Genomic DNA, 12,262 nt, shown 5'->3' on the forward strand with positions numbered 1-12,262 from the left:
GCCTCCCCTTCCAACGTAGCGTATCGATAAAATACCCGAACCGTCGGAGTGACCCGGCGGCTCGGGTAATTAATTTTTAATCTCCCGCGGGCACGCCGTCGAGCCGTGGAAGAGGCGTTAAGCAGAATGAGAGGCGGTTTGAATGTGGGCGCTCGTGGGTTATTTACCGCCAGGCCAGAAGATGAGTGCGACCGGAGGCGCAAAGATCAGCAGGAAAATCGGCAGTTCTTCAGCAAAGCTATAGCCCGCCCGGATGATACCGAGCGCCATATTGGCTGACGCCAGGCTGAACCACAGTAGGGCAAACAGCAGCGGAAGCAGGCCAGAGGCCGGTGGATGAGCCGGCATGAACAGCCGCGTCAGCAGGCGGAACAGGCCCGCCAGCAGCAGGCCGCTGAGCAGAAATAACAGGGTGCGCATAGGCAATTTTTCCTCAGCTGCCGACCGTAATTTCCGGCCGGCGGCGGATATTACGCCCGGCGATGGGGAGCTAACAAATCCCCTAATCCGATGCGCTGTAAAAACTCTTTGCGGATGCGATCGCATTGACAACGACGGCGCCATCGTCCGACGGATCGACATGCAGCCGGAACGGGCGTTTCTTAAGCGAAGCCGCCGTTAACGCGGATCACCTGAGAGTTGATCCAGCTGCCGTCCGGGCCGGCCAGCGCGGCAACCGCGCCGGCGATCTCTTCCGGCGTGCCGATACGCTCCAGCGGCGCCAGTTTGGCGATGGCGCTGATTTGCTCCTCGCTTTTGCCATTGAAAAACAGATCGGTACCGGTCGGCCCCGGAGCCACCGCGTTAACGGTGATGTTGCGGCCGCGCAGTTCATTCGCCAGCACGTGCACCAGGCCCTCCACGCCCGCCTTGGAGGCGATGTACGGACCGTAGGCCGGGAAGGATTTGGCGATCACGCTGGTAGAGAGCGCAATAATGCGTCCCCCGTCACTCACCGCTTGCGCCGCGTTTGCCAGCATGAGGAAGGCGCCGCGCAGGTTGGTGTGAATGACCTTGTCAAAATCAGCCAGGCCATCCGGGGTGATTTTTGCCATCGGCATGATCCCGGCGCTGTGCACCACCACGTCCAGCTGACCGGTCACGGTCTTCGCTGCGCTGAACAGGCGGCTGACGTCATCTTCGCTGGCGACATCGGCTTGTATGGCAACGGCGCTTCCCCCGTTGGCAATAATGCTCTGCACGGCCTCGTCAGCGGCGCTCGCGTTCCCGGCGTAGTTAATGATGACGGTAAAACCCTCCTGCGCCAGGCGCTCGGCGATGGCGCGACCGATACCGCGGGATGCGCCGGTAACAAGGGCTGTTTTATTGGTTTTGCTCATGGTGTTCTCCGGAGGTTGATTGTTTATCCGTGCTGGCACGGGTTGATAGAGATATTAATGTTTTCTTATGAGAGATAAATGGGGGTATTTTGATATGATAATTCCATTAAAATTAATAATGGGTCGCGTGAGAGGTTTCAAATGGATAAGTTCGACACTTTGCTGCTCTTCACCCGCATCGTCGAGCTGGAAAGCTTCAGCCTGGCGGCGGACAGGCTGGGGATCCCCAGAGCCACCGCCAGCAATGCGATAAAAGCGCTGGAAAAAAAGCTGGAGTGCCGGCTGCTGGAGCGGACAACCCGCCACGTGCGAACGTCGCTGGACGGTAAGGCTTTCTACGAACGCTGCGTGCATATTCTTTCTGAACTCGACGACGCCGAGTCTTCTCTACGCCACTCCGTTGCGCGGCCGCGCGGTATTTTGCGCATTGACCTGCACGGCGCTCACGCAACGCGGATTGTTCTGCCGCGTATTGATGAGTTCCACGCCCGCTATCCGGATATCGAGCTGGTTATCAGCAGCGGCGATCGGCTGGTCGATCTGGTGCGTGAGGGAATTGATTGCGCCGTTCGTGCGGGGAAACTGCATGATTCATCGCTGATTGCGCGCTATTTGGTCACCATGCCGCAGGTTATCTGCGCCAGCCCGGAGTATCTGCTCCGGCACGGCACGCCGCGCTCACCCAACGATTTGCTGTCCCACCAGTGCGTGAATTTTTTCTCTACCAGCCGGGGAACGAACTATCCGCTTGAGCTTATCGTTAATGGCAAAATACAGAGCTATCAGCTCAAAGGCTGGATGACGGTAAACGATGCGGAGAACTACGTCATTTGCGCGCTGCGCGGCGCGGGGCTGGTACAGCTTCCCCGCTATCACGTCGCGGATGCTCTGGAAGACGGGCGGCTGGTGGAGGTGCTTGGCGGATGGCAAAGTCCGGGAATGTCGCTTTCAGCGCTGTATCCGCAGCACCGGCAGCTCTCGCCGCGGGTCAGGGTATTTATCGACTGGCTGAGTTCCCTCTATAAAGCGCATTTTCCCGAGGCGGGATAATTATCCCCGGCTGGGGCTAAACCACGCCCTGGCAGCAATCCAGAAAGCTCGTGTATTGCCGCGTTTTGCTTTCAGCTCTTGAATCTCGGCCTGTTTTTTGGCATTAGGGTACGGCTTCGGGAGGAGGGGGAGGTCCACGAGGGTGAACCTGAAAAAAGGGATAATCAACCGCCAGAATGCCCCCCCAATCGGCGCGGGGTAAATAAAACTGATTTGATCGGCCTGTCAGCAACCTTATTAATGTTTAATTAAAAAATATTGCTAAATAAGATTGGTAAGAATGATTCAGCGTAGCTAAATTCACGGCTTGAACCAAAAGATCAACCACTGTTTTCGCCCTCGGCGGCAGAAGACACGCACCTTATAAATATGATTCGTGGTCAGTATTGAGTTTCAGAATATCCTCTGCGGGCATGGTCAAACGGGGGCGCGGACGGCTCCCGCCCGGGCTGAAACCGCCGGCAGCAGTTTTACAATAAATAGCTTAATCACGGCATTATTAAATAATAAAGGAGTCAGTTCTACTGAATTAATTAGTCATGCATTGCGGGCGCTGGTATTAGCTGCGCAACTGCGTTTCGCCAGCTGTTTTGATTTTTTTTGACTTTAAATAGCCGTAATACGCATAAAGGTCGGGATTGATTTTGTTAACCGTCGGTTATAGTGTTTTTAAAAATTAGCATTCACAAAGTTGTTTCTCCGTTTATTTGCGGAGCTTTTCTGGAACATCTCGTTTCCGTTATTGCCAGGGGTATTATGCGTAATCAATCCGCTTTGTCGTCGCCTGCGGCTGACGGCAGTTCGTCTTTTTTTGATGTTTTCGCTGCTGCTCACGCGCTGAGAGAGGAGCTGGATGCGCTGGCGGTGACATCCGATCTCCGCAGTGACTATCAGCAGGCGCGGGAAAAACTGCGGCAGTCTGGCCTGCTGGCACTGCGGCTGCCCCGCGCCGCCGGAGGGTTCGGCGGCAGTCAGGCGCAGGCGATCGCCGTCAGCCGCATTCTGGCGCAGGTGGACGCCGGCATCGCCCAGCTGCTTCAGCCCCATTACGGTTTTACCGATGCCATTTCCCTGCTCTCCTCGGATGAGGCGCAGAGCGTGCTGTTTCAGGACCTCCTGAACGGGGAGCGTATCGCTAATGCCGCCAGCGAGCGGGGCGGTAAACATTCTGCCGACTTTTCCACCACGCTGCGTCGCGAAGGCGACGATCGCTACCGGATCAGCGGACGTAAATATTACGCCACCGGGTCCATTGGCGCGCGCTGGATCACGGTGATTGGCAAACATCAGAGCGGCGGACAGGCACTGGCCTTTATCCGCACCGATGCGCCGGGCGTCACGCTGATTGACGACTGGAACGGACTGGGACAGCGCGGTAGCTCCAGCGGATCGTTGATTCTCGAGAACGTGGTGGTGTCAGCGGATTATGTAATCCCGGTATGGGACGCGGAGCATCGCGGCGTGGCCTGGCATGAAAGCGGACGCCTGATCCACGCGGCTATTGACCTGGGCATCGCCGAGGGCGTTATCCAGTGGGGGTTACGGACGGTCGCAACGGATAAACGTATTCCGTTTGAATCGCCTTATCCCTCGCTGGCGGAAGATCCGGTGCTGCAATATCAGGTTGGCGTGCTGAGCGCGCGCGTTTTGTCGACGGCCGCGCTGCTGGAGAGCACGGCGCGGCTGCTGGATGAGGTGCAGCAGGGCGATGCCGCAAAATTACCGCAATTGCAGGCGCAGCTGGCAGCAACCAAGGCGCTTGCTGCTGAAGTCGGCCTGGCGGCCAGCAGCGACGTTTTCTCCTGGAGCGGCGCGCGCGCCGCCGACCGCTCGCTACGTCTTGACCGTTACTGGCGCAACGTGCGCACCCATACCCTGCACGACCCGGTTCGCCTGCGCTATCAGGAGCTGGGGCGCAGCCAGATATTCCGCTTTGTTGAATCCTCTGTCGATCGGGAGTCTCGTTCATGAGCGCATCGCGCCCGCTAATTTTTAACGCTTTCGAAATGAACGGCGTGGGCTACTACGCCCAGGGAAGCTGGACTCACCCGGATTCGCAGCGTCATCGCTATAAAGACCTGGATTACTGGGTGGAACGCGCGCGCTTTCTCGATAGCGCCGGTTTTACCGCGCTGTTTTTTGCCGATGTGCTGGGCGTCTATGACGTTTACCGGCAGTCGCCGGTTCCCGCCATTGAAGGGGCGGTAGATTTTCCGCTGAATGATCCCTTTATGGTGATCCCGGCGATGCTGGCGGTAACCCAAAACCTCTCCTTCGCGGTGACGGCATCCACGACCTATGAACACCCGTTTACCTTTGCGCGCCGCTTCGGCACCCTCGATCATTTGGCGAAAGGGCGAATCGGCTGGAACGTGGTGACGTCCTATCTGCCGAATGCGGCGCGCAATTATGGCCTGCCGGATCAACTGCCGCATGAAGTGCGTTACGCGCGGGCCGAAGAGTTCCTGACGGTGTTCTATAAACTGCTGGAAGGGAGCTGGGAAGAGGACGCGGTGCTGTACGACAAGGCCGCGAAACGCTATGCGGATGCCGACAAGGTGCATCGCATCAACCATCAGGGGGACTATTTCTCCGTACAGGGGCCTTCGCTGACGGAACCGAGCGTACAGCGCACGCCGGTGATTTTCCAGGCCGGGGCCTCGGCACGCGGGCTTGCCTTCGCGGCTCGTCACGCTGAGGTGGTGTTCGTCAATGGCATGAACCCGGATGCTCTGCGCAGCAACGTGGATAAGCTGCGCGCCGCCGCCGTCGCGGCCGGCCGGGCGGCGGATTCCATTAAAGTGCTGACGGATCTTTCCGTGGTCATCGGCCGTACCGAGGCGGAAGCAGAGCAAAAAGCGGATCTCATTCGCGCCGCGCAATCGCCGGAAGCCCAGTATGCGGCATTTGGCGGCGCCAGCGGCTTCGATCTCTCCCGCTATGGCGATGACGACACGCTGTCTGCCGAACCGCATAACTTCTCCCGTTCTGAATCGGCACGCTTCACCAGCGAAAAAGCCCGTCCTGACAGCGTGGGCGCCATCAGGCAGCGACTGGTGAATTTGAGCCCCTACGCTCCCACCCTGGTGGGCACGCCGGAAAGCATTGCCGAGAGCATCGAAAAGATTGCTCGTCTCACCGGCGTGGACGGCTTCAACCTGCACGAGTTTGTCAGCCCGCACGATTTTATCGAATTCGCCGAACAGGTGCTGCCGGCGCTGGCGAAGCGCGGGCTGTTCCTGCCGCCGGGAAAAGAGTCATCCTTGCGCAACCGGCTGTTTGGCAAGGGCGATCGGCTGAGCGCCCCCCACCCGGCAGCGGACTTTCGCGGACGTTTTACAGCGCAAAATAACAACAATGATTTGAAGGGGTAATGACATGATAGCACCAGCAAAAGCATCGACCGTTGTCCTGGCGGGAGCCATTCTGGCTGTGGGGGCAGCTAGCGCTGCGCCCATCCCGGCGGTAGAAAACCTGAAAGCGCCGGAGAAAACCATCACCCTCAATTACTTTGGCGGCGCGGTCCCGGCGGAGCGCGCCAACAAAATTATCGCGGCATTTGAGAAACGCTACCCGACGATTAAAATCAGCTACCACGCGGTGCCATTCAACAGCTACAACGAAACGCTCGGCGCGCGATTTGCCCAGGGTAACGTGGATATTTTCGACATCGACCAGCCGCAGAGCGCCAGCTACGCGGTACGCGGCTGGGAAGCCGATTTGACGGATGCGTTCGCCGCGAAACGCCAGCTGATCGACCCGCCTGCGCTGAAAGAGTCCACCATCAACGGTAAGTTACTCAACCTGCCGTACCAGATTGGCACCACCTTCCTGTATTACAACAAAAACGTGCTGAAGCAAATCGGCGTGGCGTACCCGTCCAACAAGGCGGGGGAAGCGCCGACCTGGGAATGGGTGGAAGCGACGGCCCGCAAAGCGGTGGCAGCGAAAGCCTCGTCTTACGGCGTGACCTTCTCCACCCCGGATATGTATTACTACCTCCAGCCGCTGGCGGAATCCCTTGGCGGCGGAACCGGCGTCAAAGGCGAGAAACAGCTCACGCCGGACGTTAACAATCCCGGATGGGTGAAGGCCCTGGGCTGGTATGGCAAATTGTACGCCGATGGCCTGGCGCCGCGTGGCGTGCGAGAGACGGCGCTGGCCTTCGCCAACGGCGACAGCGCGTTCTTTTATGGCGGCATCTGGAATTCGCCAACGATTACCAAAAATGCCGACTTAGATTTTGGGATCGCCACCGCGCCTAAGTTTAAAGATGGCCAGGACGCTACCACCAGCGGCGGCTGGGCGTTAGGCATCAGCGCGCTTTCCAGCCCGGAAAAACAGCAGGCGGCAGCCTTATTCCTCAACTGGTATCTGTTTGGCGAGAACGGCGGTTTTATCTCTGCCGATCCGCAAACTGAAAACGTTCCGACCACCGAAGCCACCCGCGCCGTATTCTGGAAAAATCCGACCTACGCCGATCCGCGGCTGAGCGGTTTGCAGGATATTTTGACCTGGCAGGCCCAGCATTCTGCCCGTATTCGTCCGCAGACCGTGGGCGGCGCGGAGTTCACTCAGCTGATGGGGGCGGCCATTGGCGACATCATCAACGGCGCCGATGCGCAGAAAACGCTGGACGCGACGAATGCCAGACTGAAAGCCGCATGGAGAAAGTATCAGTGACCAGCAGGGCTGCCCGCCATGAAGCGCGCGCCGCGCTGTTATTGCTGACTCCGGCGCTGGCGCTGCTGCTGTTACTGCGCATTATTCCGACCGGGCTGGCGATTGTGGAGTCGTTTTATACCTCGGTGCCGGGTAGCGTGATCCCGCCGAAGTGGGTTGGCTGGCAGAACTATCTCGATCTGTTTGAAGACCCCGGCTTCTGGGATTCCGTGTGGCGTACGCTGCTGTTCGCCGCGCTGGTCAATCCGCTGACTATGGTCTTCGCCCTGTTTCTCGCCTGGCTGCTGACGCGTAACGTGGCGTTGACCGGCGTGTGGCGCACCCTCGCTTTTTTGCCAACGGCTCTTCCGCTGATGGGGACCACGGTGGTGTTTGGCGTGCTGCTGCGCCCGGAAGGGGTGGTGAACAACCTGCTGGCGCTGGCGCACCTGCCCACCAGCGGCTGGTTTACCGACGTCGATGGCGCGATGGCGGCTCTGGTGATCTTATCCACCTGGACGGCGGTAGGTTACTGGATGATCTTCCTGATTGCCGCCATCCGCGACGTGCCGCAGGACTACTACGATGCGGCGATGCTGGATGGCGCCGGAGAATGGCGGCAGTTTGTCAATGTGACGCTGCCGCTGATCCAGCGGCAGCTGCTGTTCGTGCTGACGGCCAGCACGGTATGGAACTTTATCCTTTACGCCCCGATCGGCGCCCTGACGAAAGGCGGCCCTCAGGGCTCCAGTAACTTTCTTATGTACGACATCATTACCCGCTACTACGCCCTGAGTTCGCCGGGATCGGCGCTGGCGGAGATGACCATCTTATTTGTCTTAATGGGGATCACGGTATGGCTGCAATTCAGGCTGTTGAACCGGATGAGAAGCGCGCCGTGAGGCGTCACGTCGTCCTGCGGCGTCGCCAGCTGCGGCGGGTGATTGCCACCTGCATAGCGTTGCTGATTTCGCTGCTGTTTGCCGTGCCCTTTGTCTGGCTGGTGGCTTCGGCCTTCCGCCCGGTGACGGAGACCTTCCAGGCCCACGTGGATTTGTGGACATTCATACCGCGCCGCTGGACTCTGGAAAATTTTACCTCGGCGTTCAGCCGGGGATTCGCCACCAACTTGTTTAACTCGCTGTGGGTGACCGGCGTTTCGGCGCTGGTGGGCACCGCGCTGGCGATTCTCGCGGCTTTTCCCCTGGCGGTGATGCGTTTCCCGGGGCGTGACTGGCTGTTTGTCACCGTGGTGTTCGCCTTCATGATCCCTTTTGAAGTGGTGGCGCTGCCGTTAACCACGGTGTTTACCGGGATGGGACTGGCTAACACCCTGACGGCGCTGATTGTTCCGGGGCTGGTGCACGGTCTGGCGATTTTCAACCTGCGCCAGTTCTTTTTGAGCATCCCGCGCGAACAGCTGGAGGCCGCGCTGCTGGATGGCGCCTCCTGGTGGCGCATTCTTCTGCAAATTTACCTGCCGCTGGTGCGCCCGGCGGTGATTGGTACGGCAATGATTCTGGCGATGGCGCAGTGGAATGCCTGGCTGTGGCCGTCGCTCATTATCACCGACAACAGTAAGCAAACCGGCGCCGTGGCGATGGGGTTGTCGGATTCGGCCTATACCCAGGACTACGGTCTGGCCTTTGCCGAAGTCTTTATCCTTGCGCTGATCCCGGCGCTGCTGATCTTTTTCGGTCAGCGTTCATTTACCCGCTCGCTGAGCCACACCGGCGGCAAATAATATGCTGAATGCAGCAGGAGAATAGCATGACACAACGCGTTGAATTCCTTGATGAGCGGCCGGACCCCAATACCCCCTGGACGCCGCCCGAAAACCGTTTCAAGCGGTATGCCTATAACCGGGTCGGCAACAGTGGTCTGGTGGTTTCGCCCATCGCGCTCGGGACCTGGTACAACTTCGGCGACGACACGCCGTTCCAGAAGCAGCGCGACATCGTCCGTTTTGCCTTCGAGAACGGGATTAACCATATTGATATCGCCAACCAGTACGGCCCGCCGCTGGGCGCCGCCGAAGAGAACATTGGCCGCATCCTGCGTAAAGATTTCCGTTCGTACCGTAATGAGCTGGTGATTGCCACCAAAGCAGGCTGGCCGCAGTGGCTCGGGCCAAACGGCCGTCTCGGCGGTAAAAAGCACCTGCTGGGCAGCATTGATGAATCTCTGGAACGTCTTGGCCTCGATCATGTGGATATTTTCTATTCCCATCGCTATGACCCGGATACGCCGCTGCATGAAACCATTGAAGCGCTCGACGCCCTCGTCCGTCAGGGGAAGGCGCTGTATGTCGGCATCTCGTCCTATTCGGCGCAGCGTTCCCGCGAGGCGCTCAGCATTGCTAAAGAGCTGGGGACGCCGCTGCTGGTCAATCAGTCATCATACTCGCTGCTTAACCGCTGGATTGAAGACGAACTACTGAGCGATCTTGCGCAGTCCGGCGCGGCGGCGATTGCCTTCACGCCTCTGGCGCAGGGGCTGCTGGCCGATCGTTACCTGCAGGGGTTTGAGGTGCAGCGCGCGCAGCACCGGACTTATATCAGCGCCGAGGCGCAGTCTGAAGACAACCTTCGCCGCCTGCGCGGGCTGGCGGCTATCGCGGCGGAACGCGGCCAGACGCTGTCGCAGCTGGCGATCGCATGGACGCTGCGGGACCCGCGCGTGGCTTCGACGCTGGTGGGCGTATCCAGCAAAGAGCAGCTGGCTGAGAATCTGAAAGCGCTGGATAACCTGGTCTTCAGCAGCGATGAGCTGGCTCTGATCGACAACTTTGCGGTACACGATGGCGGCGTCAATCCGTGGAAAATTTCGTCCGAACTGTAAGAGGAATATGACGTGGCTGGTCAGCAATATGATGTGGCGGTGGTAGGGCTGGGCGCGATGGGGGCCGCAGCGCTGTGGCGCCTGGCGGAGCGGGGGGTGAGGGCGATCGGCATCGATCGGTTTACTCCGCCTCACGATCTCGGCGCGACCCACGGTCAAACCCGGCTGTTCCGTACCTTCTGCCTTGAGCATCCTGCGCTGGGGGAGTATGCCCGCTTATCCCGTAGCCTGTTTCAGCAGCTGGAACTCCACGCGGGAGAAAGCCTGCTGTCGGTAACGGGCGGCACCATTATCGGCCGTCGCGATTCGCTGGCGGTCAGCGGCACGCTACGGGCCGCAGAACGGCTCGGCGTCGCGCTGAACGTGTGGACCGCCGCGGAGCTTGCGGCGCGTCAGCCGCAGCATCTCGGGTTACGCGCTGATGATGTGGCCGTGTTTGATGCGGAAGCGGGCGTGGCGAACCCGGAAGGCTTTATTCGCGCGACATTGCAGCGCGCTGAAGCGCTGTCGGCGCAGGTGCTGACGCAGGTGAGCGTCGAGGCGATAGAGGATGACGGCAACGGAGTGCGTATTGCTACCTCGGCAGGGGACGTACGGGCCGATCAGGTCGTGCTGGCGAGCGGGGCGTGGCTGGCGCGCTTTGCTGCCGATCTCCCGCTCGATCCTGTTCGCACGGTGATGACCTGGTTTGATGTCGCGCCTGGTTACGGCCTGGCTGAGTTCCCGGTGTTTGTGCGTGAAATTCATCCGTCGCTCACCCTGTGGGGGCACGGCGCTTTACCCGGCGGGGCGGTGAAGCTTGGTCTGGGAGATATCGGCGTACCTCGTCGCGCGCTCGACCCTGACTATATTGACCGGCATATCACCCGTGAAGATACCGCCGAGCTGCGTCAGGCCGTTAGCCAGTGGCTGGGAGGGATTCATCCGCAACCGGCCAGCGCCCGTCCGTGCATGATCACCCGTACGCCCGATGCGCAGTTTATCGTCGGGCGCTACCGGAAAAACGTGCTGGTGGCCGGCGGTGACAGCGGTCATGCTTTTAAACATGCCCCGGCTATCGGCGAGATCATTGCCGCAGAGGCGCTTGGTAAGACGGTCGAACTCGACACGGCGTTTATTGCCCCACAGCGGTTTTTATAACAACAGAGAGTACTATGGGACAATTAGAATTACGGGGCGTGGGGAAAACTTTCCACGCTCAGGGAGTGGTACAGGATATCGATCTGACCATTGAGGCCGGAGAATTTGTGGTCATTGTCGGCCCGTCCGGCAGCGGCAAATCCACGCTGCTACGGATGATCGCCGGTCTTGAAGATATCAGCACCGGTGAGATGTTCCTGGATGGTCAGCTGATAAACGATACCCTGCCTCAGGAGCGCAGTATCGGCATGGTGTTCCAGTCTTATGCCCTGTACCCGCATATGACGGTCGCGGAGAACATGGCATATAGCCTGACGCTGGCGAAGCGGCCGAAAGCGGAGGTTGCCCGGCGGGTTAGTGAGGCGGCAAGTATTTTACAGCTCACCCCGCTGCTGGAGCGCAAACCTGCGATGCTGTCCGGCGGACAGCGTCAGCGGGTGGCCATTGGCCGCGCGCTGGTGAAAGAGCCGGCCCTGTTTCTGTTTGATGAACCCTTATCCAATCTTGATGCCGCTCTGCGCGTGGAAATGCGCGTTCAGATTGCTCGCCTGCATCAAAAGCTGCGTTCCACCATGATTTACGTCACCCACGATCAGGTGGAAGCGATGACGCTGGCAGATCGCATCGTCATGATGTCATCGGGACGTATTGCCCAGGTAGGGACGCCGTTGGAGCTGTACCATCATCCGGCCACGCTGGAAGTGGCGACCTTTATCGGATCGCCGCGAATGAATATCCTGCCGGTGAAAATAGAGGAGGGCAGCGAGCAGGGCATTAAGGTTCGTCTGCCCGGCGATGTACCGCTGCTCGTGACGGTGGATGGTCGTCATGCCGTGGCGGGTGAGCAGGCATGGCTGGGCGTGCGTCCAGAACATTTACCCTCAGAGGAGATCCCCGGACCGCAGCTGGACGCCTTGCTGGTGTTGATTGAAAATCTGGGCTACGAGACATTGCTCTATTACCAGATTGAAGGGGTAGATGAGCCGCTGATACAAAGAGTGCCTGGAGAATCGCAGCGCAAAGTCGGCATGACGGTACGGCTGGGCATTAGCAGCCGCCATGTTCAGCTGTTTTCGGCCGGCGGTAGGGCCTATTCCAGACTGTAAAGCGGCAAACCAGCCCACTGAGCGTAGTTAGCGACAAGAATAGCTAGATGCCGGGAGAGGAGGTTGGCCCAGCGGGTATCCCCAGAAAATGATGTGCGACGAAAGGGAAGAAAGCGCACGGCT

11 protein-coding genes and 1 pseudogene are annotated in these 12,262 nt (G+C 59.3%); 9 read left to right on the forward strand and 3 right to left on the reverse strand.

What is annotated here, in order from left to right:
- Positions 1–159: 159 nt before the first annotated feature.
- Positions 160–420: a hypothetical protein gene (locus GO007_RS15025; protein WP_095101182.1), complete on the reverse strand. Its 261-nt coding sequence runs from the start codon at positions 418–420 to the stop codon at positions 160–162.
- Positions 421–602: 182 nt separating this feature from the next.
- Positions 603–1,340, reverse strand: coding sequence for an SDR family oxidoreductase (locus tag GO007_RS15030; RefSeq protein WP_095101184.1), 738 nt, complete (start codon positions 1,338–1,340; stop codon positions 603–605).
- A gap of 141 nt (positions 1,341–1,481) precedes the next feature.
- On the opposite strand from GO007_RS15030, the gene GO007_RS15035 reads away from it, so the two are divergent.
- Positions 1,482–2,390 (forward strand): LysR family transcriptional regulator, encoded by a 909-nt coding sequence (locus GO007_RS15035; protein ID WP_095101185.1) that lies wholly within the window; start codon positions 1,482–1,484, stop codon positions 2,388–2,390.
- 15 nt (positions 2,391–2,405) lie between these two features.
- Here the strand turns inward: GO007_RS15035 and GO007_RS29140 are convergent.
- Positions 2,406–2,498: pseudogene (locus GO007_RS29140) on the reverse strand (tyrosine-type recombinase/integrase); the annotation flags it as partial.
- A gap of 648 nt (positions 2,499–3,146) precedes the next feature.
- Between GO007_RS29140 and GO007_RS15040 the strand changes: the two are divergent.
- The 8 genes from GO007_RS15040 to GO007_RS15075 are packed head-to-tail and all read left to right on the forward strand — an operon-like array spanning position 3,147 to position 12,139.
- Positions 3,147–4,361, forward strand: coding sequence for an acyl-CoA dehydrogenase family protein (locus GO007_RS15040; protein ID WP_095101187.1), 1,215 nt, complete (start codon positions 3,147–3,149; stop codon positions 4,359–4,361).
- Positions 4,358–5,764 (forward strand): NtaA/DmoA family FMN-dependent monooxygenase, encoded by a 1,407-nt coding sequence (locus GO007_RS15045; protein WP_095101189.1) that lies wholly within the window; start codon positions 4,358–4,360, stop codon positions 5,762–5,764. The genes GO007_RS15040 and GO007_RS15045 overlap by 4 nt, the downstream gene beginning before the upstream one ends.
- A gap of 4 nt (positions 5,765–5,768) precedes the next feature.
- Positions 5,769–7,073, forward strand: coding sequence for an ABC transporter substrate-binding protein (locus GO007_RS15050; protein ID WP_095101191.1), 1,305 nt, complete (start codon positions 5,769–5,771; stop codon positions 7,071–7,073).
- On the forward strand, positions 7,070–7,954 hold the full coding sequence (locus GO007_RS15055) for a carbohydrate ABC transporter permease (RefSeq protein WP_157349207.1): 885 nt from the start codon (positions 7,070–7,072) through the stop codon (positions 7,952–7,954). The genes GO007_RS15050 and GO007_RS15055 overlap by 4 nt, the downstream gene beginning before the upstream one ends.
- Positions 7,909–8,796: a carbohydrate ABC transporter permease gene (locus GO007_RS15060; protein ID WP_095101195.1), complete on the forward strand. Its 888-nt coding sequence runs from the start codon at positions 7,909–7,911 to the stop codon at positions 8,794–8,796. The genes GO007_RS15055 and GO007_RS15060 overlap by 46 nt, the downstream gene beginning before the upstream one ends.
- A 26-nt stretch (positions 8,797–8,822) precedes the next feature.
- Positions 8,823–9,893: an aldo/keto reductase gene (locus GO007_RS15065; protein WP_095101197.1), complete on the forward strand. Its 1,071-nt coding sequence runs from the start codon at positions 8,823–8,825 to the stop codon at positions 9,891–9,893.
- 12 nt (positions 9,894–9,905) lie between these two features.
- The gene (gene solA, locus GO007_RS15070; protein ID WP_095101199.1) at positions 9,906–11,033 is read left to right on the forward strand and encodes an N-methyl-L-tryptophan oxidase; all 1,128 of its coding nucleotides are present in this window, start codon (positions 9,906–9,908) and stop codon (positions 11,031–11,033) included.
- Positions 11,034–11,047: 14 nt separating this feature from the next.
- Positions 11,048–12,139: an ABC transporter ATP-binding protein gene (locus GO007_RS15075; RefSeq protein WP_095101201.1), complete on the forward strand. Its 1,092-nt coding sequence runs from the start codon at positions 11,048–11,050 to the stop codon at positions 12,137–12,139.
- Positions 12,140–12,262 lie beyond the last annotated feature (123 nt).

It is taken from the genome of Klebsiella sp. 10-1 (genome assembly GCF_009758445.1).
Taxonomy (GTDB): domain Bacteria; phylum Pseudomonadota; class Gammaproteobacteria; order Enterobacterales; family Enterobacteriaceae; genus Klebsiella; species Klebsiella scottii.

Excerpts from the sequence above, each read along its gene's own strand:
- GO007_RS15045 (WP_095101189.1), top strand. The coding sequence starts at position 4,358 with ATGAGCGCATCGCGCCCGCTAATTTTTAACGCTTTCGAAATGAACGGC.
- GO007_RS15035 (WP_095101185.1), top strand. The coding sequence starts at position 1,482 with ATGGATAAGTTCGACACTTTGCTGCTCTTCACCCGCATCGTCGAGCTG.
- GO007_RS15040 (WP_095101187.1), top strand. The coding sequence starts at position 3,147 with ATGCGTAATCAATCCGCTTTGTCGTCGCCTGCGGCTGACGGCAGTTCG.
- GO007_RS15025 (WP_095101182.1), bottom strand. The coding sequence starts at position 420 with ATGCGCACCCTGTTATTTCTGCTCAGCGGCCTGCTGCTGGCGGGCCTG.
- GO007_RS15050 (WP_095101191.1), top strand. The coding sequence starts at position 5,769 with ATGATAGCACCAGCAAAAGCATCGACCGTTGTCCTGGCGGGAGCCATT.
- GO007_RS15060 (WP_095101195.1), top strand. The coding sequence starts at position 7,909 with ATGGCTGCAATTCAGGCTGTTGAACCGGATGAGAAGCGCGCCGTGAGG.
- GO007_RS15065 (WP_095101197.1), top strand. The coding sequence starts at position 8,823 with ATGACACAACGCGTTGAATTCCTTGATGAGCGGCCGGACCCCAATACC.
- GO007_RS15030 (WP_095101184.1), bottom strand. The coding sequence starts at position 1,340 with ATGAGCAAAACCAATAAAACAGCCCTTGTTACCGGCGCATCCCGCGGT.
- GO007_RS15075 (WP_095101201.1), top strand. The coding sequence starts at position 11,048 with ATGGGACAATTAGAATTACGGGGCGTGGGGAAAACTTTCCACGCTCAG.